The sequence below is a fragment of the Actinoallomurus sp. NPDC052308 genome (assembly GCF_040679195.1).
Classification (GTDB): domain Bacteria; phylum Actinomycetota; class Actinomycetes; order Streptosporangiales; family Streptosporangiaceae; genus Actinoallomurus; species Actinoallomurus liliacearum.
The window spans coordinates 221,100-243,550 of record NZ_JBFAUM010000002.1; the positions used below are offsets into that span (position 1 = coordinate 221,100).

At 71.9% G+C, this 22,451-nt stretch carries 19 protein-coding genes; 14 read left to right on the plus strand and 5 right to left on the minus strand.

Going from position 1 to position 22,451, the window contains the following annotated elements:
• Positions 1 to 5 precede the first annotated feature (5 nt).
• From AB0L00_RS07085 to cutA, 7 genes are all read left to right on the plus strand, one after another.
• Positions 6 to 2,033, plus strand: coding sequence for a M20/M25/M40 family metallo-hydrolase (locus AB0L00_RS07085; RefSeq protein WP_364431570.1), 2,028 nt, complete (start codon positions 6 to 8; stop codon positions 2,031 to 2,033).
• Positions 2,034 to 2,100: 67 nt separating this feature from the next.
• Positions 2,101 to 3,045, plus strand: coding sequence for a transketolase C-terminal domain-containing protein (locus AB0L00_RS07090; protein ID WP_364429549.1), 945 nt, complete (start codon positions 2,101 to 2,103; stop codon positions 3,043 to 3,045).
• Positions 3,046 to 3,065: 20 nt separating this feature from the next.
• Positions 3,066 to 7,136, plus strand: coding sequence for an amino acid adenylation domain-containing protein (locus AB0L00_RS07095; RefSeq protein ID WP_364429552.1), 4,071 nt, complete (start codon positions 3,066 to 3,068; stop codon positions 7,134 to 7,136).
• Positions 7,137 to 7,146: 10 nt separating this feature from the next.
• Positions 7,147 to 8,304: an acyl-CoA dehydrogenase family protein gene (locus AB0L00_RS07100; RefSeq protein ID WP_345354209.1), complete on the plus strand. Its 1,158-nt coding sequence runs from the start codon at positions 7,147 to 7,149 to the stop codon at positions 8,302 to 8,304.
• Between the two features lie 27 nt (positions 8,305 to 8,331).
• Complete coding sequence (locus AB0L00_RS07105; protein ID WP_364429556.1) at positions 8,332 to 9,486, plus strand: acyl-CoA dehydrogenase family protein; 1,155 nt, start codon at positions 8,332 to 8,334, stop codon at positions 9,484 to 9,486.
• 126 nt (positions 9,487 to 9,612) lie between these two features.
• Positions 9,613 to 10,254 carry a hypothetical protein gene (locus AB0L00_RS07110; RefSeq protein ID WP_364429559.1) on the plus strand — a complete coding sequence of 214 codons (642 nt, stop codon included), beginning with the start codon at positions 9,613 to 9,615 and terminating at the stop codon, positions 10,252 to 10,254.
• Positions 10,255 to 10,419: 165 nt separating this feature from the next.
• Positions 10,420 to 10,746 carry a divalent cation tolerance protein CutA gene (gene cutA / locus AB0L00_RS07115; RefSeq protein ID WP_364429562.1) on the plus strand — a complete coding sequence of 109 codons (327 nt, stop codon included), beginning with the start codon at positions 10,420 to 10,422 and terminating at the stop codon, positions 10,744 to 10,746.
• A 30-nt stretch (positions 10,747 to 10,776) separates the two neighbouring features.
• Here the strand turns inward: cutA and AB0L00_RS07120 are convergent, their stop codons facing one another.
• On the minus strand, positions 10,777 to 12,039 hold the full coding sequence (locus AB0L00_RS07120) for a hypothetical protein (RefSeq protein ID WP_364429565.1): 1,263 nt from the start codon (positions 12,037 to 12,039) through the stop codon (positions 10,777 to 10,779).
• A gap of 26 nt (positions 12,040 to 12,065) precedes the next feature.
• Complete coding sequence (locus tag AB0L00_RS07125; protein ID WP_364429568.1) at positions 12,066 to 13,292, minus strand: hypothetical protein; 1,227 nt, start codon at positions 13,290 to 13,292, stop codon at positions 12,066 to 12,068.
• 346 nt (positions 13,293 to 13,638) lie between these two features.
• Between AB0L00_RS07125 and AB0L00_RS07130 the strand changes: the two genes are divergently transcribed.
• From AB0L00_RS07130 to AB0L00_RS07140, 3 genes are all read left to right on the plus strand, one after another.
• Positions 13,639 to 13,824, plus strand: coding sequence for a hypothetical protein (locus AB0L00_RS07130; RefSeq protein ID WP_364429571.1), 186 nt, complete (start codon positions 13,639 to 13,641; stop codon positions 13,822 to 13,824).
• Positions 13,821 to 14,171 carry a hypothetical protein gene (locus AB0L00_RS07135; RefSeq protein WP_364429574.1) on the plus strand — a complete coding sequence of 117 codons (351 nt, stop codon included), beginning with the start codon at positions 13,821 to 13,823 and terminating at the stop codon, positions 14,169 to 14,171. The genes AB0L00_RS07130 and AB0L00_RS07135 overlap by 4 nt, the downstream gene beginning before the upstream one ends.
• 264 nt (positions 14,172 to 14,435) lie before the next feature.
• Complete coding sequence (locus AB0L00_RS07140) at positions 14,436 to 14,876, plus strand: hypothetical protein (protein ID WP_364429577.1); 441 nt, start codon at positions 14,436 to 14,438, stop codon at positions 14,874 to 14,876.
• 58 nt (positions 14,877 to 14,934) lie between these two features.
• Here the strand turns inward: AB0L00_RS07140 and AB0L00_RS07145 are convergent, their stop codons facing one another.
• Positions 14,935 to 15,984, minus strand: coding sequence for a DMT family transporter (locus AB0L00_RS07145; RefSeq protein WP_364429580.1), 1,050 nt, complete (start codon positions 15,982 to 15,984; stop codon positions 14,935 to 14,937).
• Positions 15,985 to 16,027: 43 nt separating this feature from the next.
• On the minus strand, positions 16,028 to 17,617 hold the full coding sequence (locus AB0L00_RS07150; RefSeq protein WP_364429583.1) for an acetolactate synthase large subunit: 1,590 nt from the start codon (positions 17,615 to 17,617) through the stop codon (positions 16,028 to 16,030).
• 189 nt (positions 17,618 to 17,806) lie between these two features.
• Between AB0L00_RS07150 and AB0L00_RS07155 the strand changes: the two genes are divergently transcribed.
• A complete protein-coding gene (locus AB0L00_RS07155; RefSeq protein WP_345354229.1) occupies positions 17,807 to 17,983 on the plus strand; it encodes a DUF3311 domain-containing protein in 177 nt (58 codons plus the stop codon).
• A complete protein-coding gene (gene mctP / locus AB0L00_RS07160) occupies positions 17,980 to 19,740 on the plus strand; it encodes a monocarboxylate uptake permease MctP (protein ID WP_364429587.1) in 1,761 nt (586 codons plus the stop codon). Before AB0L00_RS07155 ends, mctP begins: the two co-directional genes overlap by 4 nt.
• 119 nt (positions 19,741 to 19,859) lie before the next feature.
• Here mctP and AB0L00_RS07165 read toward each other — a convergent pair whose 3' ends face one another.
• A complete protein-coding gene (locus tag AB0L00_RS07165) occupies positions 19,860 to 20,483 on the minus strand; it encodes a TetR/AcrR family transcriptional regulator (RefSeq protein ID WP_364429591.1) in 624 nt (207 codons plus the stop codon).
• Positions 20,484 to 20,575: 92 nt separating this feature from the next.
• On the opposite strand from AB0L00_RS07165, the gene AB0L00_RS07170 reads away from it, so the two are divergent.
• Complete coding sequence (locus AB0L00_RS07170; protein WP_364429594.1) at positions 20,576 to 22,000, plus strand: MFS transporter; 1,425 nt, start codon at positions 20,576 to 20,578, stop codon at positions 21,998 to 22,000.
• Positions 22,001 to 22,068: 68 nt separating this feature from the next.
• The gene (locus tag AB0L00_RS07175; protein ID WP_364429597.1) at positions 22,069 to 22,401 is read left to right on the plus strand and encodes an alpha/beta hydrolase fold domain-containing protein; all 333 of its coding nucleotides are present in this window, start codon (positions 22,069 to 22,071) and stop codon (positions 22,399 to 22,401) included.
• The last annotated feature ends 50 nt before the right edge of the window (positions 22,402 to 22,451 follow it).

Here is a 22,451-nt window from a genome sequence, read left to right on the forward strand (position 1 = left end):
CCGACATGAGGACGGAGGAGTCCCCCCGTCAAGACGATCCGATCACGGAGGAGTACGCGGTCGACCTGCTGCGCCGGATGCTGGAGATCCCGTCACCGTCGTACGAGGAGGGAGCGCTGGCGGCGTTCCTCGTCGAGCGGATGCGCGGGCTCGGATTCTCCGCGTACGTCGACGAGGCCGGCAACGCCATCGGCGAGATCGTCCACGGCGACGGGCCGACGGTCATGCTGCTCGGGCACATGGACACCGTGCCCGGTGAGGTCCCCGTACGGATGGAGGGCGGCAGGCTGTACGGCCGCGGCTCGTCGGACGCCAAGGGCCCGCTGGCCGCGATGATCTGCGCGGCGGCCCGCGTCACGGACCTGCCCGGCCGGGTGGTCGTCGTCGGCGCCGTCGAGGAGGAGACCGCGCTGTCCCGTGGGGCGATGAAGATCCGCGAGTCGCTCCCGGCCCCTGACACTCTGATCATCGGCGAGCCGAGCGGCTGGTCGACCGTCGTGCTCGGTTACAAGGGCAAGCTCGACCTGCGGTACGAGGTGGAGTGCGAGCCGATGCACCCGACACGGCCGGTGCCCAAGGCCGCCGAGCTGGCCGGCCGCTGCTGGGTGGCCCTCCTGGACCTGCTCGGTCCCGACGTCGGCCACGACTCGTTCGACCGGCCCGCCGCCGACCTGATCTCCTTCTCCGGCGACCTGCTCCGCGCGGACGCCGAGTTCAGCATCCGCACGCCGCCGGGCTTCGACGCCGAGGAGTTCGTCGAGCGGCTCCGGGCACGGACGCCGCACGGGCGGCTGACCGTCATCAACTCGGTGGCCGCGCACCGCGTCGGCCGTACGGACCCGGTGGTGCGGGCGCTGAGCGCCGGCATCCGCGCCCACGGCGTACGCCCCGGGGCCAAGCTCAAGACCGCGACCGCGGACCTCAACATCCTCGCCGAGAAGTGGCACGTGCCGATGGCCACGTACGGACCGGGCGACAGCGAGCTCGACCACTCCGCCCACGAGTCGACCGAGGTCGCCGACTACCTCCGCGCCATCTCCGTCCTGACCACCGCGCTGTACCGGCTCACCGACGTCCCGGCCGGTGACCGGGAGCCCGCGCGCCCCCTCCCACGGCGCCGCCCCGCCGATGACGCAGCCGACGATGCGACCGGAACGGACGGCGCGACCGGCCGGACCGACGACGAGACCGGCGCGGACGGCCCGCAGGGGCTGGCGGAGCTCGAAGACCGCGCCGCCCGGATCCGCGAACGGATCATCGAGATGTGCACCGGGCGCAGCGGCGGCCACCTGGGCGGGTCGATGTCCCTCGTCGAGATCCTGGTGACCCTGTACTCGCGGGTGCTCCGGATCGACCCGGACGACCCGGAGGCGCCCGACCGCGACGTCATGATCCTCAGCAAGGGGCACGGGGCGATCGGCCTGTACGCGACGCTCGGCGAGTACGGCTTCTTCCCCGCCGAGCGGCTCGCGGACTACGGAAAGGCCGGGTCGCCGTTCATGGCCCACCCGAACACCCGCCTGCCCGGTGTCGAGGTGCCGTCCGGCGCGCTCGGGCACGGGCTGCCCCTCGCCATCGGGTTCACCCTCGCCGCCAAGCTCGACGGCGCCGACCGCCGGACCGTCGTGCTGATGGGCGACGGCGAACTCCAGGAGGGCTCGGTCTGGGAGGGCGCGATGGCCGCGAGCAGCCTCGGCCTGGACCGGCTCACCGCCGTGATCGACCGCAACCGGCTGCAGATCACCGGCGGTACCGAGGACGTCGTCGGACTCGAACCGCTCGCCGACCGCTGGCGGAGCTTCGGCTGGACGGCGCGGGAGGTGGACGGCCACGACCTGGGCGCGCTGCTCGACGCGCTGACGGCGCCGCCCGAGCCCGGCCGTCCGACCGTGGTCATCGCCCGGACCGTCAAGGGCCGCGGCCTGCCCTACATCGAGGGCGACGTGCGCAGCCACTTCGTGAAGTTCAGCGACCGCCAGCAACGGCGCGCCCTGACGACCCTGCAGAAGGCCACCCGGAAGGAGGAGGCGTGAGCGAGCGCAGCGAGCGAATCATGAGCACAGTGCCTCTGGTCACTCCCCCGACGAAGGAGGGCGCCCGATGAGTGACGAGACGCCTCCGGACCGGAACGTCTTCCGCGACACGCTCGTGCCGCTGATGGCCGAGGACCAGCGGCTGGTCTGCCTGGACAGCGATACGGGACTGTACAACGGCACGGACTTCGGCCCGGCCGCCGACCGGTACATCAACCTGGGCATCGCCGAGCAGGACCTCATGGGCGTCGCCGCGGGCCTGGCCAAGAGCGGCCGGATCCCGGTGGTCAACACGATGGCGACGTTCGCGAGCACCCGGGCGCTGGAGTTCGTGAAGATCGACATCGCGTACAACGCGGTGCCGGTGCGGATCGCGGCGACGCACAGCGGACTGTCCGCGGCGAGCCTCGGCCCCACCCATCACAGCCTGGAGGACCTGGCGGTGATGCGGGTGCTGCCGAACATGACGGTGCTCGTCTCGACCGGTGGGGAGAGCACCGCGCAGCTCTTCCGGCAGAGCGTCGACCTGCCCGGCCCCGTCTACCTGCGGCTGGGCCGCGGGGCCACGCCGCAGCTGCCCGAGGACGCGCCGCCGGTCCGGATCGGTGAGGCGCAGGTCCTGCGGCACGGCGAGGACGTGACGCTCGTCGCGTGCGGCCCGTACCCGGTGCACGCGGCGCTCCTGGCCGCCGAGCGGCTCGCCGAGCGCGACCTGTCGGCGAGCGTCCTGAACATGCACACGATCAAACCGCTCGACGTGGCCACGCTCGTGGAGCACGCGCGCGAAAGCCGGCTGGTGATCTCCGTCGAGGAGCACTGGGAGCACGGCGGCCTGGGCGCCGCCGTCAGCGAGGCGCTGGCCGGCCGGCTGCCCGTGCTGGTCCGCCGCGTCGGGGTGTCCGACGAGTTCGTCTCCATGGCCGGCGACCACCCCTACCTCCTGGAACGGAGCGGCATCACGCCGGACGCGGTGGTGGACGCGGTTCTCGAGGCGCTGGGCGACATCGACTGAGGGGCGATACCGGGATGACGGTGACGGAGAGGGAAGACCGACACGAGGACGTGCGGCGGGCGCTCCTGGACCTCCGGTGGCGCCGCAGCCGCGCGGCGCAGCACGCCGCCGCGCCCATCACCCCGGTGGACCGGGGCGGCCGGCACCCGCTCACATTCGAGCAGGAACGCCTGTGGTTCGACGCGATGGCCGGGCTGCCGCCGGAGGCCGCGGTCGAGGTGGTGGCCGTGCGCCTGCACGGCCTGCCGGACGCGGTGACGATCCGGCGTTCGCTGGCGGCCGCGATCGCCCGGCACGAGCCGCTGCGGACACGCTTCGGCAGCGCGCACGGCGTTCCCCACCAGATCGTCGATCCCCCACCGGACGACCTGCCCTCGGACGCGGTCCCGGTCGTGGACCTGCGCGGGGCCGACGGGCCGGACCGCGACCGGCGGTGCGCCGAGGTGCTGCGCGCGGCCGTCGAGCACCCCTTCGACCTCGCCGCGGGCCCGCTCCTGCGGTTCCGTCTCCTCCTGACCGGAGCGGACGAGAGCGTGCTCGTCGTGGCCGCCCACCGGATCGTCGCGGACGCCTTCTCGCTCCGCGACGTCGTACGGGAGGTGTGCGGCCGGGTCCCCTGGAAGGGCGGTGGTCCGGCGGCGCAGTCCGTGGACTTCGCCGCGTGGCAGCGGGCGTACCGCGGCGGGGAGCACCTCGAACGCGAGCTGGACCACTGGACCGAGCGCCTCGCCGACCTGCCCGTCCTCGACCTGCCGACCGACGCCCCGCGACCGGCCCGGCGGTCGTGGGCCGGGGCCGTGCACGAGTCCGCGCTGCCGCCCGAGCTGTACGCGAAGGTCCGCGGCCTCGCCGACCCGCGCGGCGTGCTGCTCGCCGGGCTCCTCCTGGTCCTGGCCCGATACACCGGCCAGGACGACTTCGCCGCCGCCGTCGTCGTGGACGGCCGGACCCACGAGGCGCTGCGCGGAGCGGCCGGCCCGTACGCGCGGACGCTCGTCGTGCGCGCCGACCTGTCCGGCGACCCGGCCTTCGGCGAGCTCGTACGGCGCGCCGAGGAGTCGCTCACCGACGCCCTGGACCACCGCGACATGCCGTACGGGATGCTGGCCGACGCGCTCGGCGCCGACCCGGCGCAGGTCGCGTTCTCCCTGGTCGAAGGGGTGCACGAGCGGTTCGGCGAGCTGGCCGTCGAGGAGATGCCCATCGCCTGCGGCGGCGGCCGGTTCGACCTGACGCTCCAGGTGGTCGAGACCCCGGACGGCGGGGCGCGGCTCCGGCTCGCGTACGCGACGGAGCTGTTCGAGGCCGACCGGATCGAGCGGCTCGCCGGCCACCTGCGCACGGCCCTGGACGCGGCCACGGACGACCCCGACCGGCCCGTCGGCCGCGTGCCGATCCTCGGCGATGACGAACGCCGGCGGATGCTGTGGGAGTGGAACCCGCAGCCCCGGCCGCACCCGACCGACGGACGGCTGCTGCACGAGGTGGTCGCGGAGCGGGCGGCCGAACGGCCCGACGCGCCCGCGGTCCGCTTCGAGGGGCGGACGGTGTCCTACGCGGAGCTGACGGAAGGCTCCGACCGGCTGGCCCGCCTGCTGGCCGAGGAGCACGGCGTCGGCACCGGGCGGCTCGTCGCGCTGCTGCTGGACCGCGGCCCCGACGCGCCGGTCGCGCAGCTCGCGGTCGTCAAGGCCGGCGGCGCCTGGCTGCCGCTCGACCCGGGATACCCGCCGAAGCGGATCGCGTTCCAGCTCGAGGACTCCCGCGCCGACCTGGTGATCACGACGAGCGCCCTGGCCGACCGGCTGCCGGACGGCGTCGACCTCCTACTCCTGGACGACGACGACCTGCGGGACGCGCTCGCGAGCCGGGAAGCGGGCCCGCCGCCCTGCCCGGCCGGCGCCGACGACCTGGCGTACGTCATCTACACCTCCGGCTCGACCGGCACGCCGAAGGGCGTCATGATCAGCCACCGCGCGGTGGTGAACTTCGTGGCCAACTGCCGGGACCTGTTCGGCATCACCCCTGACGACCGGATCCTGCAGTTCGCGAACCTGGCGTTCGACGTCAGCGTCTTCGACATCTACGCCGCCCTCGGACACGGCGCCGTGGTGGTCGCGGCGCCGCGCGAGGAGCTCCTCGACCCCGACCGGCTCACCGCGCTGATGCGCGAGGAGCGCGTCACGCTGTCCGACCTGCCGCCCGCAGTCCTCAAGCTGCTCGACCCCGAGGCGCTGCCCGACCTGCGGGCGCTGTTCGTGGGGCTGGAGCCGTTCCCCGGCGAGCTCGTCAACCGGTGGAACACCGAAGGGCGGCAGTTCCACAACGGGTACGGGCCGACCGAGGCGACCGTCGCGTGCATCGACTACCGGTGCCCGCACGAGCCGCTGCGCGCGATGCCCCCGATCGGCCGCGCGATGGGCAACCACCGCGCGTACGTCCTGGACCGGAACTTCGAGCCGGTGCCGGTGGGGGTCCCGGGCGAGCTGTTCATCGGCGGAACCGGGCTGGCCCGCGGCTACCTGAACCGCGCCGAGCTCACCGCCGAACGGTTCATCAAGGACCCGTTCGTGCCCGGCGAGCGGATGTACCGCACCGGTGACCTGGTGCGCTGGCGGTCCGACGGCAACCTGCAGTTCGTCGGCCGGGCCGACGACCAGATCAAGATCCGCGGCCTGCGGATCGAACCGGGCGAGGTCGAGCACGCGCTGACCTCCCGGCCGGAGGTGCGCGAGGCCGCGGTGGCGGCGCAGGACGGCCCCGGCGGGCAGCGCCTCGTCGCGTACGTCGTCGGGGACGGGTTCGACGTCGACGCGCTGCGCGACGGCCTGGCCGACGAGCTGCCCGCGCACATGGTGCCCGCCGAGCTGATCCCGCTCGACGAGATCCCGCGCAACGCCAGCGGCAAGCTCGACAAGTCCCGGCTCCCCGCCGCGGGCGAGGGGGGATCGGCCGGCCCGGCTCGGGACAACGCCGCCGACCGGCCGCCGACCGCGACGGAACGCACGCTCATCGAGCTGATCCGCGACGTCCTCGAGCTCGGCGACGACCCGGTCGGCCCCGGCGACAACTACTTCTCCGTGGGCGGCAACTCGCTCAACCTCATCCGCCTCCTCAACCGGATCGAGGAGCAGACCGGCGTACGGCTGGAGAACCGCGACGTGCTGCTCGCCCAGGACATCCGGAAGATGGCGTCGCTGGTCGACGAGCGCGGCGGAGGCGGCGAGGGCGGCGCCACGGAGGGCGACTCCGGCTCCGGCTCCGGGCCGGCGACGCCCGACTGGCTCGTGCCGATCCGCACCGAGGGCGACCGCACCCCGTTCTTCTGCATGCACCCCTCCGGCGGGTCGGCCGTCCCGTACCTCCGGCTCGCCGGGCTGCTCGACGAGCGGCAGCCGTTCTACGGCATCGAGGCCGTCGGCCTGCACGGCGAGGCCGACCCGCCCGACGTGCCGGCGATGGCCGCCCGCTACCTGGAGGCCGTGCGCCAGGTTCAGCCGCACGGCCCGTACCTGCTGGGCGGCTGGTCCATCGGCGGGACGCTGGCCTTCGAGATGGCCCGGCAACTTCAGGCCGACGGCGAGACCGTACGCCTGGTGGTGCTGATGGACTCGGCGGTGCCTCCGCAGCTGAAGGAGCCGCCCACGCACACGGAGATGCTGGAGTCCTTCGCGCACGACCTGTCCGGCCTGCAGGGCAAGGAGCCGCCGCGGGTCGACTGGGAGCGGATCGTCGAGCTGCCCCCCGAGGAGCAGACCGCCGAGGTGGTCGACGCGCTGGAGCACAGCGGCCGCATCCCCGCCGACATCCGCGACGAGCTCGGCCGGCGGATCCAGGTGTTCATGGCCAACGCGGCCACGGCCCTCACCTACCGGCCCGGCCACTACGACGGCTCTCTCGTCTCGCTCGGCGCGAAGGAGGGCCAGTACGACGGAGGGTGGGAGCCCCTGGTCTCGGGCGACATCGTGGAGCGCACCGTGCCGGGCACCCACTACACGATGCTCCAACAGCCGAACGTGGACACGCTCGCGGCCGAACTGGGCCGAATCCTGGACGAGGCTGCCGCCGGTCGCGAGACCGGCGACGAATGAGGTGATGTCGGTGGAGTACGGGCTCAGTCCCGACGAGGAGTCCTTCCGGCGGGAGGTCTGCGACTTCCTGTCCCAGGACGCGGTACGCAAGGTCGTCGACGAGGTCCGGCACCGGCCGGCCCGCGACGAGCCGGGGCTGCTCGAGGTGTACCGGTGGCTCGGCGAGCGACGCTGGCTCGCCGTGAACTGGCCCGAGGAGTACGGCGGGCTCGGCCGCGGGATCGTCGAGAAGTCGATCCTCACCGAGGAGCTGATCCGGCACGGCGTGCCCGACCTGGTGCACATCGTCAGTGTCGACATCGTCGGCCTGATCATCCAGATGGTCGGCACCGAGGAGCAGAAGAACCGCCTCCTGCCCCCGCTCGCCCGCGGCGAGCAGGCGGCGAGCGTGCTCTACAGCGAGCCCGGCGTCGGCTCCGACCTGAGCGCGCTGCGAGCCCGTGCCGTCCCCGACGGCGACGGCTGGCGGCTGTACGGACGCAAGATCTACAGCCTGAAGTCGCAGTTCGCCGACTTCGCGCTCTGCGCCGCCCGTACGACCGAGTCCGAGGTGGCCGCGCACGGCATCACGCTCTTCGTCGTCCCGCTGCGCACGCCGGGCGTCACCGTCCGCACGATCCCGAGCATCTCCGACGACGCCTTCAGCGACGTCAGCCTGGAGGGCATCCGGCTCACCCGGGACGACGTCCTCGGCGAGGTCGACGAGGGCTACCAGGTGATCAACCAGGTGATCCCGGTCGAGCGGACCGGCCTGGAGTTCCAGGCCAAGGCCCGCCGGCTGCTCGACCTGATCGTGCGCCGCCTCGACGAGATCGGCGAGCTGGGCGACCCGTGCGCCGCCGAACGCCTCGTCGACCTGCACGCGCAGGCCCGCGCCGCGGAGCTGTTCTCCTGGCGCGTCATCACCGAGCTGCGCGAGGGCCGTCTCGACAACGTCGGGACCGCGATGGCCAAGTGGTACGCCACCGAGCTGTTCAAACGGATCACCCACACCGGGATCGACCTGCTGGGACTCGACGCGGTCCTGTCCGCCCGGGACGACCGGGCGCTGTACGACGGCGTCCTGGAGCACGGCCACCGCGAGGCGACCGGCTTCACGCTCTCCGCCGGCACCTCGGAGATCATGCAGTACCTGATCGCCTCCGTCGGCCTGCAGCTGCTGACCTGACGCCCCACCGAGACGAGGAGGACCACCGTGCGGTTCGCACCGAGCGACCGGCAGCGCGAGATCCGGCAGCGCTTCGAGCGCCTGTTCACCGACGAACTGGCCCCCGCCATCCGCCGGACGGGCGGCCGGCAGGTCGGCGGCCCGCTGACCGAGCAGGACGCACGGGCCCGCCGGCTGATGTGGGAGGCGATGGTCGACCTCGGCGCGGTACGCCTGGGCCTGCCCGCCGCCCACGGCGGCGAGGAGGCCGGGCTCTCGGGCGCCGTCGTCCTGGCCGAACTGGCGGGCGCCGCGCTGTACCAGAGCCCGCTCCTCGACACGCTGTTCGCCGCCGACCTGCTGCGCGGCGCCGGCCCCGCCGGCGCCCGCGGCCTGGACCGCATCGCCGAGGGCGCGACGGTCGCGGTCGCGGCCCGGGACCGGGGCGACCGCACCCTCACCGAGCCCGCCCCGATGCCCGCCGACGGCACCGTCGCGGTGACCCGGCGGTACGTGCCCTTCGCCGCCGACGTCGACCTCCTGCTCCTCGCCGGCACGACGCCGAGCGGGCTGCGGTGCGGCCTCATCCCCCGCGACGACGCCGCCGTCACGGCCACCCGACACGAGGACATCGCCGAGGGCGACCTGTACACCGTGGACTTCGACCCCGTCGTCGGGGCGACCGGAGACTGGATCGGCACGCCGGGCGCGCTCGAGGACGCCTGGGCCGCGGCGGTGTCCGCCGCCCGGATCCGGCACGCCGCCTACCTGGTCGGACTGGCCCAGGGCGCGCTCGACCTCACGGTCTCCTACGCGCGCGAACGCCGTCAGTTCGGGCAGCCGATCGGCCGCTTCCAGTCCCTGGCCTTCCGGCTCGCCACGGCGGCCACCGACGTCGAGGCCGCCCGGCTGCTCACCCACCACGCGGCCTGGCTCGCCGACAGCGGCGGCGACGCCACGATGAGCGGTCTGGAGGCCGTCGCCACCGCCGGTGACACGGCGCGCCGCGCGGCCGCCGAGGCGGTGCAGATCCACGGCGCGGTCGGCATGACCGACGACTGCGACGCCCAGCTCTTCTACCGCCGTGCCGCCATCGACGCCGCCTTCCTCGGCAGCCCCGCCCGCCACCGCCGCGAAGCCGCCCGCTTCCTCCGAGAGCAGCCATCAGCCCCCGCCATATGCCTCCACCGCGCCACGGCCTGACGTCCGCCGCGGAGGGCCCTTCGCACCGTTCCCATGAGCTTCGGTGGTCCGGGGCTCGAGCGGCGGTCATACGACCGGCGGCGGTAGCGTGACGCGTCCGAGCACCGGCGCGTTCGTGGAGCCTCCTTGGCATTCCTGATCATCATCATCCTGATGTTGCTGCTCGCCGTCGGTATTCAGGTGGTCCGCGGAGCGGCTCAGCGCGGCAAGACCAAGGAACTGGCGGCCTGGGCCGCCTCCAACGGATGGTCGTTCGAAGAGGGAGACGTCCGGGCCGAGTGGCGGGATCGCGTCCCCGGCCTGCCGGGGTTCGCGGTCCGGCGGATGGTGTCCGGGACCGTCGACGGCTTCCCGGTGACGATCGCGGATGCCATGTACGTGACATCGCGCGCAGGCGAGGGCCGGCGCGTCATCCACGATCTGGTCATCCTCTGCGTGCGCCTACCCGGCCCGGGGCCCGAGACCCGAGTCGAGGCGCGCGGGGCGGTCTCGAACGCGCTGCGCACGGTCGGCCTGAAGCATCAGGCGTCCATCGAGACCGGCGATGCCGACTTCGACCGGCGCTTCGCGGTCGTCACCGACGACCCGGAATGGGCCGCCCGGCTCTTCTCGCCCGAGCTCATCGAAGCGATCAGCGCGGACGACGTCCGCTCGTGGACGCTGCACGGTGACGAGTTGCTGATGGTCAAGAAGGAGCCGTTCGTCGTCTACGAGGTCGACAGGCACGCCACCGACATCGTCCGGATGGCGAAACTGATCCTGGAGTAGAAGCACACAGAACACTGCCGCCGTTGGTGACGCGGCACATCCAGCAATCCGGACGTTCGACGGGTCACACCGACGGCAAAGTGGGAACAGCGACGGTCAGGCCGCTCCCGAACCGGAAAGCGCGGCGGCCTGACGCTTGTCGCAGTCGCGCCTACGCTCCGTTGCATGACGGAATACGTACAGGTGTCGACGGCGGCAGACCGTCGTGATATGGCGATCAGCCTGCTGAACTCGGCGGTCAAGGCGAAACTGGCCGCGTCCGGGCAGGTGTCCGGTCCGGTGGCCACCGCATTCTGGCATCTCGGCGAATTCGGGACCGGCGAGGAGTGGCAGGTCACCCTCAAGACGACCAAAGACCGCTATCCGGACCTGGAAGCGCATCTCATCGCCGCGCATCCGTGGGACAACCCGGAAGTCTCCTTCACTCCCCTGGGCGGCTCGGAGACCTACCTGGAGTGGGTGACTCGGGCGACGTCCTCAGAACGCCTCTGACCACGCGAGGCGTCGGTGCATACAGGGATCTCAGCGTAGGGCGTCGAGCAATACCGTGACGGCCGGATCAGTCGGCCATTTCTCGGACATTCGACTGTGAATACCGCGGAGCCTCCTCAACAGCGACTCAGAGGAAGTCGCGTGAGCGATCCTTGCCGCTTCGAGCACAGCCGCACCTGCGGCCTCGGCCTCCGACGCCTGGAAGTGCGCCACTGCCTGGTGAGCGATGTACTCACCGGCCCACTCCGCGCCGCGCATTGCGGTGGGCAACTCGGCCAGGCCTTCCATCAAATACTCAACGGCCTCAGCGTTCCGCTTCGGATCGTTCCGGCCCAGGTAGACGTTCGTAACTCCCGCCTCGAGGGCGAAGAAGCCGGGCTCCAGGTAGTAGTACTCCCACGGCTTAGCACTCGCGGGTTCGGCGTTGGCCACGGCCGTCTGTGCCTCGCCCAGCAGCCGTTCCGCCTCGCGTGATTCACCAGCGAGGGCGTGGCCGCGTGCTTCGAGAAAGAGGTCATAGGCGTGACCTGGACCGATGCGGTTGCGCTGTGCCGCTCGCGCCATTCCGACCATCGGGCCGATCTGTCCGATGCGTTCGGCGAGGTACGCCTTCCATGACAGCGCCGTCCCGACCATGGCGGCGTCGCCGATCTCCTCGGCGTGCTCAGCCGCGCGGTCGAGCGACATGCGGGCCGCCGACGCGTCCCCTACGGCGATGTTCAACCAGCCGGAGAACTGCGCCCACTGGGCCGCGACGTCGACCAGCTTCGGGCGCACCTGGCCGCGAGCCTCGGCGACGAGCTGCTGCACCACCGGAAGCTGCATCCGGACGACCCGCAGGACCGGTGCTGAACCGACGGCGTCCTCTAAACGGCGCTGCTCGGCCAGGATGGCGGCCAACGACTCCACGACATGCGAGTCGGGCCGTGTGATGCGTCTCGTGGCCTGCACAAGCCGGTCCTCGTCGTCGAAGGTGAACCGACCATTCAGCTCCAGCTCGACGCCGGAGACGCGCCACGGTGATGCCTGAGCGTTCCCATGCTCACCGAAGAGGTCGTCTTCCGCCATGTCATATACGGCCGCGTACAGCATCCGGTAGCGCGGCCCGGGTGGATGCTCGCCCGCCTCGTGACCGCGAATGGTCCGGCAAAGGTCCTTGAGCTTAGGGAGGCGTTGCCGGTCGCGTTCGGTCGCGTGATCGCGGAACGCTTCGGCGACAGCCTGAACGGTCATCCGCCGCTTCTTGCGCTCAGCACGCAGGCGAGCGGCGACGCGGGCGTTATCGACTGACATTGCGTGCACCTCGGCCAAAGTGGGGGTCACGGATGCTGTCTGTCATCCGCCGGACGGCACAACTCTCTGTAGGCCTCCTGGAGCTCGACGGCCTCCGGGACGCCGGCGGTCTGCACCGCGCTGATGACCTCTGCGGCGCGCCAGTAGTTCGAGGGCACGAGTACGCCGCTCGTGACGGCCGTCAACGTCTCCTGGGCGGCTTCGTCCGGCCGAGCGGCTGCGACCAGGGCGAGCGACAGGTCCAGGCGGGCAGATGCCACACGACGTGCCCGCACCCGGCCGTCCGCAGGGGCCTCCATCCTGGCGAGTACCTGCCGGGCATACGGTTCAGCGGCCGGATCACCGAGCCACGCCAGCGTCGTCGCGGTGTAGGCGTCGGCCTTCGCCGGGTCGTACTGATAGTGATGCTCCGGCCGGTCGGGCGCCGGCAGGTTGGCGGTCAGTGCGGCAACCCTGTCGATCTGTGCATGTGTCTCACGGGCCGCCCCCAGCCGGGCCCAGGCACGCCCCTCCTGTGCGGACGCTTGGATGTAGGCCGAACTTCCGACAGGCGCGACGGTCTGGGCGCCCTGGGCCAAGATCACCGCCTCCCGGTAATCGCCATCCGTAAGCGCCTGCCATGCCTGGGTCTCCAGGCACCAGGCCGCCATCTCTGCGTGACCGGTGTCCTCGGCGAGACCAGCGGCCGTGCGCAGCCGGGCCTGGGCGGCCGAACGCTGGTGCAGGTCGATATGGCATGTCGCGCCGAGCAGGGACAGCCAGCCGCCGACGACCAGAAGTCCTCGATGCTCGGTCAGGGTCGTGCGGGCGCCGAGCAATCGCGCGACATAGACCAGGTGCCGGCGTATCCGCTCAAGCAGCTCGGCCGGTGGCGTCCGCGGGTAGGCGACGGCCAGGTCATCAACGGCTTTCCGAAGCCGCCGGAGCGTCTCGGCGCCGACGTCGGTCGCCGCGGCTCTGCGCGCGAGCTCCAGCGCCTCGATCTCGTCGTCAGGTGCCCCGTCTCCGAGCGACTTCAGCCGCCCGGGGCCGGCCGGTTCTGCCCTCTTCGCCGGCTGCCTCGTACCGAACAATTCCTCTACGGGGAGGTCGAACACCGCGGCATACAGCATCTGGTATCGCGGGCCGGGTGGGTGCTCGCCGGACTCGTGGCCACGGATCGTCCGCCGTAGATCCTCCAGCTTGGGCATGCTCCGGCGGTCGCGCTCGCTGGCGACATCGCGGAGTGCTTCGGCGAGCGCGGCGACGCTCATACAACGCCTGAGGCGTTCGGAGCGCAGGCGCGCGCCAATGCGTCTCGACTCGGCTGACATGTTGCGTGCACCTCGGCCGGGGAGTTTCGCGGATACGAGCTCTCGTGTCCGTGTACGTCCCCCAGTATCACGGTGACGACGCCTGGCCCGCAGGTCTTCACTTTAAGTGACTGACCAACCACGGATTCCAGGAGGTCGGGTGCAAGCCCACACCACGCCCACCCCATCGATCGACGTCATCGAGGCAGCGGCTCTACGGCTCGCACCTCTTCTCATACGGCAGGGCCTGAACGTCACCGTCGACCGAGACGGAATCGTCGAGGTACGCAATTCTCGGAACGCTCGGATGAGCCAGCCGCTCGTGCTCCGCGTGCACCAAGGCGGCCTGTGGTGGCACTGGCAGTGGTCCGGGGCGACCCGCGACGCGCCACCCGAGTACGAGCCGATGGTGCCCGCGGAACACGCCGATGAGGCGGCCCGCCGCATCGTCAACGTGCTCCGCACCGACGGGACGGCCGGAGCCGAGCGGTGATCCGGCGAATGCTCACGGTCGTCGGAATTCTGGTCCGCGAGCCCGACCGACCTGCGGCACCACGGACTCATCGAGCTGGGCGGCGGGACCTATCTCCCGCCGAGCTCGCCGCGATCCAGTCCGCCGTACCGAACTGGCTGGTCATGTGGTGCTGGTACCGGCGCGAGTACGCCGCTCTCGCCAAGTTCGGCGCGGAGCCCACCATCATCTACGACCGCGACCCACGACAGCTTCTGCGGCACTGCCAGGAGGCCGAGCTCGCCGCCGCGCACGGCGTACCCGTGATTCCACGGACTCCCGGAGGCCCCAAGTCCGTCCAGACTCCGTACGGCCGTTCACCCCCCTGAGAACGGCCGTGCGGGCAGGAGGCCCCGGGGGCGGCTTGAGGGGGTCACTCCCGGGGCCTCCATCTCCTTCACGACGAGAACAGGGAGGAGGTGGGGTTCGTGAATGAACCGGTGTGGCGCAAGGCCACGCGTCGATGCGGCGGTTATACCGGCGAGGACGGTGAGGCCTGCGTCGAGATCGCCGTCATCGGCATGCGGTGAGTGATGGTGCGTCCCCCCGAGGCGAAGTCGGGGGGACGCACCCACGATCCTAAGGACTGCACAGTGCACTTCCACGCGTATCTCTATCGAGGGCCCGGCGAGGCGATCAAACCCTTCGACGACGCCCGGCGCGCCGGCACCGCAGAGTTCCAGACCGCGACCGTCCCGCCCGAGGCCACCAGCGCCTGGCTCGCCAAGCCCGATCGGATGGTCAAGGGCACCTGGGACGACCCCGACGATGCGGTGGCCTGGCTGGCGCAGCAGTACGCCGGCATCGCCGACCAGCGGATGCACCTCGACCAGCAGCTCCGGGCTCCTTCCCTGGAGACCATGGCCGAAAACGCCCTGGACGCCCTGCGCCGGGGCAACGACGTCGTCTGGGCCTGGTGGCTCAGGGGCGGCGGCTTCATCGACCTGGCCGTGGCCTGCTGCCCCAATCGCGACGGCGACGGACGCTGTCCGTTCGGGCGCACCGACCAGCGCCCGAACGACCTGCGCCGTTGAGGTGCCTCGGCCGTACAGCCCGTACGCCGGGGTCGGCCCCGGCGTACGCGGCGGTGGGTCAGGAGCTCTGGTGCGACTCGGTCTCGGATCGGTCGGTCTGGTCGTCGCCGGAGTCGCCGCGGCGGGCGGCGAGGGTGGCGAGGTAGAGGGCGACCAGGACGACCGCGCAGCCGCCGAGTTGCAGCAGCGTGGGGCGCTCGCCCAGGATGACGGCGCCGAGGAGCACCGAGCCGACCGGCTGGAGCAGCAGAAGCGCCGCGCCGACCGAGGCGGACATGCGGGGCAGTGCGCTGGCGATCAGCAGATAGCTCGCCACCTGTCCGGCCAGGGCGATGGCGGCCAGCCAGCCGAACGCCGGCCAGCCCGGCAGCAGGTTCAGGCCGTGCCAGAACGGGCCGACTAGGAGCGCCACGACACCGGAGGCGGCCGCCGACTCGGTGACGGGCACGACGATGTGGTCGGCGTCGCTCGCCTGGCGCAGGAGGAAGAGGAAACCCGCGTAGCAGAGCGCCGCGGCCGCGGCGAAGATCGCGCCCTGCGTCGGGTTCTTCCCGGAGCCGCCGCCGACGACGCCCCCGGCGAGCGCCACCCCGGCGAGCATGACCGGCACCACCGCGGCGAACGCGGCGGTCGGCCGCTCCCGGAGGAAGATCCAGCCGAGGAGGGGAACCAGGATGACCTGGGCGTTCACGATGACGGTCGCGATGCCGGCGCCGCTGTCGGCGATCGCCTGGTTCCAGAGCAGGATGTCGCCCGCCAGGAGCACGCCGGCGGTGTAGGCCATCCACCGGGAGTTCGGCCGCCGCGCCGCGGCGGTCCGCGCCTCGGAGAGCGCCATCGGGATCAGGAACGGCATCGAGAGCAGGCTGCGGAATAAGGTGACCGTTCCGGTCGAGACGTGCGCGAGAGGCACGAAGACCGAGGACAGGGCGACGCAGACGGCGCCCGCCAGCATGATCGGTACGGGCATCCGTGTGGCGGCCCGGTTGAGGAGGTCGACGACCGATCCGGACCGGGACCGCGCCGTGTCGGCGCGCTCCCGCGTCGCGACGTCATCGCGCCGGTCGAGCATCTCGCGGCCCTTCCGTGGTTGGGTTCGTCTGAGCACGCGCTTGCCTTACCCACGTCCTGACAGGACTACCCGGGCGAAGTCACTGCCGGATGACCGCCTCGATGAAGTGCGGCCCCGACTCGGACAGGGCGGCTTTCAACGCCCCCGCGAGCTCCTCGGCGGTGGTGACGCGGATGGACGGGACGCCCAGCCCCTCCGCGAGCGCGCTCCAGCCGACCTCCGGCCGGTCCAGGCTCAGCAGCGACCGGGAGGCGTTGCCGAACGGCCGGTCCGCGTTCTTCATCTCCATCTTGACGATCTCGTAGCTCTGGTTGTTGCACAGCACGGTCGTGACGTCGAGGTCCTCGCGGGCCTGGGTCCACAGCGCCTGGATGGTGTACAGGGCGCTGCCGTCGGCCTGGAGCGTGATCACGGGACGGTCCGGGCAGGCGATGGCCGCGCCGGTGGCGAGCGGCAGCCCGTGTCCGATCGCGCCGCCGACCTGGGCCACCATGCAGGTGTGCTCGGGGGCGGGGATCGCGGCCTGGTGGTAGTCGAATCCGGCCGTGAGCGACTCGTCCACCACGATCGCACCCTCGGGCTGCCCGGCGGCCACCGTGACCGACAGCGTCTCGGGCGTGAGGACCCCGGAGGGGACGGTGAGCTGCCGGTCCCGCACGGTGCCGCGTGCGGGCGGCGGCCCTTCCCGGCCGGCGACCCGCTCGGCGAGGCGCTCCAGGGCGTTCACGGCGTCGTCGGACGAGTCCTGCGGGGCTCCGGCCAGCGACTGGACGGCGGCGTCGGCGGGGACGAGGCTGCTGGACAGGCCGGGGTAGCCGAAGGAGCTGACGGGCTCGCGCGCGCCGACGAGGATGACCGTCTCCACCCCGTCGAGGGTCGCCGCGGCGTCGGCGTACACGTGCGGAAGGCGCATCGGCGCGGGCAGGCCGCCACCGCGTTCGACGCGCGCGGGGAAGGTCTCGTGCACCAGCCGGCAGCCGGTGGCGCGCGCGATCGCGTCCGCCGCCAGCAGGCCCGGCCGGGACAGCGCCCGACCGCCGAGGAACAGGACGACCGGACCGGCGCCGCGCAGCGCGTCGGCCGCGGCCGCGACGCGTTCCTCGTCGACCGGAGTCGACCCGGAGGCGCCGGCCGCGGAGTCCGGGGCCAGGACCGGCCGGGTGGAGTCGCCGGCCTCGACCTGCTCGTCGGCGAGGTCGGCGGGCAGGATCAGGCAGACCGGGCCGCGCCGGGACCGTTCGACGGCTTCGGCGAGGTCGGCGGCCATTCCCGCCGCGGACGTCGAACGCCCGGTCCACGTCGAGAAGGCTGCGGCGACCGCCTCGAGGTCGGTGGTCAGCGGAGCGTCCGCGGCGAGATGCCAGGTGGCCTGGTCACCGACCAGGGCCACGATCGGGGTGCCCGCGCGCCGCGCGTTGTGCAGGCAGGCCAGCCCGTCGGCGAGGCCCGGGCCGAGGTGCACGAGCGTCAGGGCGGGCCGGCCCGTCATCCGCCCGTACCCGTCGGCGGCACCGACGCAGACGGCCTCGTGGAGGCCGAGCACCGGCCGGACGCCGCCGACCCGGTCGAGCGCGCTCACGAGTGGTAGTTCGGTGGTTCCCGGATTCGCGAAGCAGACGTCGACTTCGTGGGCCTCCGCCGTACGCAACAGGCTCTCAGCGCCGTTCATGACCGTTAATTCCTCGTGTGGGTCGGGAAAAGTGATGACTCCGATCAGACGTGCCCTGCCCGTTATTCTCACGACCCCGCCCGCCGCACCCAATCATTGTTTCAATGACGACGAGAGCGGCATGTAAGCGTGATGATTACCGAAAATTCAACACCTTAAAAACACCGGAACGGGGCATTATCGAGACCTATGAAGGCACTACTGCTGCTCCCCCTCGCGGGAACGCTGGTTCCGGTCGTGTACGACCGCCGGGGCCCGGAGTTCTTCGGGGTCCCGTTCTTCTACTGGTACCAGCTGGCCTGGGTTCCGGTCACCATCGCGCTCATCGTGATCGTCTATCGCGCGACGAGGGATGATCCGCAATGAAATGGACCGAGCTGACGATCCTCATCGTGGTGTTCGCCCTCGTCACGGGCATGGGATTCGCGGCGTCCCGGTGGCGGCGCGCGGAACACCTCGACCACCTGGACGAATGGGGACTCGGCGGCCGGAATTTCGGTTCCTGGCTCACGTGGTTCCTGATCGGCGGCGACTTCTACACCGCATACACTTTCGTCTCCGTTCCGGCCCTGGTGTTCGCGGCCGGTGCGACCGGTTTCTTCGCCGTGCCGTACTCCATCGTGGTCTATCCGATGGTGTTCCTGCTGCTGCCGCGGCTGTGGACCGTATCGCGGCGGCACGGGTACGTCACGGCGGCCGACTTCGTCCGCGCCCGATATGGCTCGGGCCTGCTCGCGCTCGCCATCGCGGTCACCGGCATCGTGGCCACGATGCCCTACATCGCGCTGCAACTGGTCGGCGTCGAGGCGGTGCTGAAGGCCACGGGCGTGCGCGGCGACTGGCCGATCGTCCTGGCGTTCGCCGTCCTGGCCGCGTACACGTACCAGTCCGGACTGCGGGCGCCCGCGCTCATCGCCTTCGTGAAGGACGCGCTGATCATCATCGTGGTGCTCGTCGCGGTGCTGTACATCCCGGCCAAGCTCGGCGGCTGGGGTCACATCTTCCACGCCGCCGACGCCAAGTTCGCGCACTCGAAGGGCACCGGCGACGGGACGCTGCTGCCGTCCGGCACCGCGCTCGGGTACTCGACGCTCGCGTTCGGCTCGGCGGCGGCCCTGTTCCTCTACCCCCACTCGGTCACGGGGGTGCTGGCGGCGAAGAACCGCGACGCCGTACGCCGGAACATGGCGGCGCTGCCCGCCTACTCCCTGATCCTCGGGCTGCTCGCGCTCCTGGGGTACATGGCGGTCGCGGCCGGCATCAAGCCCGCCACCTCGGGCGGCAAGCCGGACGCCAACACCGTCGTCCCGCTGCTGTTCGACTCGCTGCTGCCGCACTGGTTCGCGGGCATCGCCTTCGCGGCCATCGGGATCAGCGCCCTGGTCCCGGCGGCGATCATGTCGATCGCGGCGGCGAACCTGTTCACCCGGAACGTCTTCACCGAGTACGTCCGGCCGGACGCCTCCCCCGCCACCCAGGCCCGGGCGAGCAAGCTGGCGTCACTGGTGGTGAAGGTCGGCGCGGTGGCCGTCATCCTGCTCCTCAACCCGCAGTTCTCCATCGACCTGCAGCTCATCGGCGGTGTCATCGTCCTGCAGACACTGCCGGCGCTGGTGCTCGGCCTGTACGCCCGCCGGCTCCACCGATGGGCGCTGCTGGCCGGCTGGGCCGCCGGCATCGGCAGCGGCCTGTGGATGCTGTACGTCACGCCGGCCGTGAACGTGTCCACCGGACAGCAGATCCGCCCGCACTGGGGCAGCGCGCAGTACGCGCTGAGCCATCTGGGCCTGCACACCAAGCTGACGGTGTACGCGGGGGTCCTCGCCGTGGCGGTCAACCTGCTCGTCGCGCTGGCGCTGAGCCCGGTCCTGCGACGCCTCGGCGTCCCGCAGGGAGCCGACGGCACCGCCGAGCCGGCGCACTCCACGGACCGGGCCGACGGAACCGGGGCGGTCGACGGCGCGGACGGGCGGCCGTCTGTCGACGCCCCGGGCGCCCGCGACGAGATCGATCCGAAGGAGCCGGTGATCCGGCGGGCGGCGGAGGACGATGAGGCCGCCCCGGACGGCTCCGCCGCACCGACGGAACCGCGGCGGTCTCCCCGCCGAGGCCCCGGTCGATGATCTCCTCGCCGTCCCTGCTCGCCCGCCACACTCCTACAAGGGACGAACGTCCCAGGCCATGGGGCCTTGGTCCGTCCGCGCAGCGCGCCGGCGCCACCCCGGAAGCTTCTTGATCGTTCTTACCGAACCGACCGGCGCACGTAGGCGCCCGCTCTGGTCGCGCAGATGGCAGCGTGGGCGCTCTCATCGGCGACGGTCTCGTTCAGCGGGTCGCCGCTGACCAGGAAACGGTAGTACAGCGGGGCGGAGACCGCGCGGATGACTTCAGAGGCTTCGGTGCCCTCCGGTGCCTCGCCCCGCTCCACCGCCTGATCGACGCAGGGGGACCACTCGTCGATGCGGGTGGCATAGAAGCGGTGGAGTGCCTCGGCGGTGCGCTGGTCGGTGGTCGCGGCGGCGATCACGGCCTTGAACAACACGCCTTGGCGCTGGTCGGTGAGGGTGCGCACGACCAGCCGGGCGTTGGCGCGCAGGTCACCGTCCAGCGAGCCGGTCTCGGTGCGCGAGACGGACTGCTCGGCCATGTCCACGAGCAGGTCGGCGATCAGCCCCTGCGGGGTTCGCCAACGGCGGTAGACGGTCGTCTTGCCGACCTCGGCGCGGCGCGCGACCTCGGCCAGGTCGACGCCGTCGAAGCCGCACTCGATCAGCGCGTCCTCGGCGGCGCGCAGCACCGCGGTGCGCACCCGGGCGGTCCGCCCGCCGGGTCGGAGCATGCCGGGAGCGGCTTCCTCATCAGTCATAACGGGACTCCAGTTTCGTTTACGCGATTCCTCTGCTACCGTCATCATCATCTTAACGGAACTACAGAACCGTTAACTACTGGAGGACCCCCATGGCCGCACCCACCACGGCCCTTCCCACCGCACCCCCACTGCGGATGGCCGGCCGCGAACGACTCCTGCTGACCCTGCTGCTCGGCGCCCAGTTCATGGTCGCCGTGGACTTCTCGATCCTGAACGTCGCGCTGCCCGAAGTCGGCGCGGGGCTCGGCTTCTCGCTGGCGAACCTGCAGTGGATCGCCACCGCGTTCGCCCTGGCCGCCGCCGGATTCACCCTGCTGTTCGGCCGGGTGGCCGACCTGGTCGGGCGCAAGCGGCTCTTCATCGGCGGAATGGCCGTCCTCGGCGCGGCCTCCCTGCTCGGCGGCCTGTCCACCGGACCGGTGATGTTGCTGACCGCCCGCGTCCTGCAAGGCCTGGCCACCGCCGCCGTCACCCCGGCCGGACTCGCCCTGCTGACCGCCGCGTTCCGGGAGGGGCCACTGCGCGAACGCGCGCTCGGCCTCAACGGCGCACTGATGTCGGCCGGGTTCACCGCCGGAGCGATCCTGGGCGGCCTGCTGACCAGCCTGCTGTCCTGGCGCTGGGCCTTCCTGATCAACGTGCCGGTGGCCGCTCTGATCGTCGTGCTCGCCCCTCGCATGATCAACGATGACCGGTCCGGCGACCGCCCCCGCCTCGACATCCCCGGCGCCGCGACCGTCACCGCCGGACTGCTCCTGCTGGTGTTCGGCCTCACTCAGGCCGGCGAGCACGGCTGGACCACCCCCGCAACGCTCGTCGCGCTCGTCGCCGGCGCCGCGCTCATGGTCGCCTTCTGGTTCGTCGAAAGGCGTGCCGCCGAACCGCTCGTCCCCACCGCCCTGCTCGGCCGCCGCACGGTGATCTGGGGCAACCTCGCCGGGCTGATCGCGTTCGTCACCGAGACCTCGCTGGTCTTCCTGCTCACCCTCTACCTGCAGAAGGTCCTCGGCTACTCGCCGCTGGCCACCGGCCTGGCGTTCGGCGTCCTCGGCCTCGGCACCGTCCTGGGCGGCACCTTCGGCGGACGCGCCGTCGGCCGGTTCGGCGCCCGCGCCACCATCCTCGGCGGAGGTCTGGTGCAGGCCGTCGCCACCGTCGCCCTGGTCGCCCTCGGCACCGGCCCGAACTGGATCGCCCTGCTGCTCGCCGCCACCTTCGTCGGCGGTATCGGCAACATGCTGGTGATCGTCGCCTTCATGGTCACCGCGACCTCCGGCCTCGCGGACGCCGACCAGGGCCGCGCCACCGGCGTCGCCACCATGACCCAGCAGATCGGCATCACCCTCGGGACGCCGGTCATGAGCGCCGTCGCCACCGCCGCCATGGCCGGGAACACCGGGGCCGGTGCGGTGCTGGGCGGGGTTCGGGTCGCGATCGGCGTCAACGCCGCCCTGGTCGTCGCCGGTTCTCTGCTCGCCGCCGCCTTCCTCGGCCGCGCCCGGAAAAGCTCCTGACCCCCGTCCGCGGCCGGAACGGGAGCCGAACCACCTCCCGTTCCGGCCCGACCCGAAGGTCGTCCGCCATGAGCTTCACTCACGTTCCGCCCGTCGCGTGGCGACGGCTCGTCCTCCCTGGAGGCGTTCCCGCCCGGCTCTACCGGCCGGCCACCTCGGACCGCTGGCTGGTGTGGGCGCACGGCGGCAGCTGGCACGCCGGCTCGGTCGCCGACTGGCACGGCGCCGTCAGCGACCTGGCCCGCGCCGCCAACGCGACCGTCGTCAGCGTCGACTACCGGCTCGCCCCCGCCCACCGCCATCCGGTGCCGCCATCACCGACCTGCTCCGTACCGAGGAAGCCCATGCCGTCGGCGTCGCGCGTCGAGTCGACGGTGCGGACGACATCGCCGCCGACCTGACCGACCCGGCCGCCGCCCGACGCGTCATCGACACGGTTCTGAGCAGGCAC

Excerpts from the sequence above, each read along its gene's own strand:
- AB0L00_RS07085 (WP_364431570.1), top strand. The coding sequence starts at position 6 with ATGAGGACGGAGGAGTCCCCCCGTCAAGACGATCCGATCACGGAGGAG.
- AB0L00_RS07090 (WP_364429549.1), top strand. The coding sequence starts at position 2,101 with ATGAGTGACGAGACGCCTCCGGACCGGAACGTCTTCCGCGACACGCTC.
- cutA (WP_364429562.1), top strand. The coding sequence starts at position 10,420 with ATGACGGAATACGTACAGGTGTCGACGGCGGCAGACCGTCGTGATATG.
- AB0L00_RS07120 (WP_364429565.1), bottom strand. The coding sequence starts at position 12,039 with ATGTCAGTCGATAACGCCCGCGTCGCCGCTCGCCTGCGTGCTGAGCGC.
- AB0L00_RS07125 (WP_364429568.1), bottom strand. The coding sequence starts at position 13,292 with ATGAGCGTCGCCGCGCTCGCCGAAGCACTCCGCGATGTCGCCAGCGAG.
- AB0L00_RS07130 (WP_364429571.1), top strand. The coding sequence starts at position 13,639 with ATGAGCCAGCCGCTCGTGCTCCGCGTGCACCAAGGCGGCCTGTGGTGG.
- AB0L00_RS07150 (WP_364429583.1), bottom strand. The coding sequence starts at position 17,617 with ATGAACGGCGCTGAGAGCCTGTTGCGTACGGCGGAGGCCCACGAAGTC.
- AB0L00_RS07155 (WP_345354229.1), top strand. The coding sequence starts at position 17,807 with ATGAAGGCACTACTGCTGCTCCCCCTCGCGGGAACGCTGGTTCCGGTC.
- mctP (WP_364429587.1), top strand. The coding sequence starts at position 17,980 with ATGAAATGGACCGAGCTGACGATCCTCATCGTGGTGTTCGCCCTCGTC.
- AB0L00_RS07165 (WP_364429591.1), bottom strand. The coding sequence starts at position 20,483 with ATGACTGATGAGGAAGCCGCTCCCGGCATGCTCCGACCCGGCGGGCGG.
- AB0L00_RS07170 (WP_364429594.1), top strand. The coding sequence starts at position 20,576 with ATGGCCGCACCCACCACGGCCCTTCCCACCGCACCCCCACTGCGGATG.
- AB0L00_RS07175 (WP_364429597.1), top strand. The coding sequence starts at position 22,069 with ATGAGCTTCACTCACGTTCCGCCCGTCGCGTGGCGACGGCTCGTCCTC.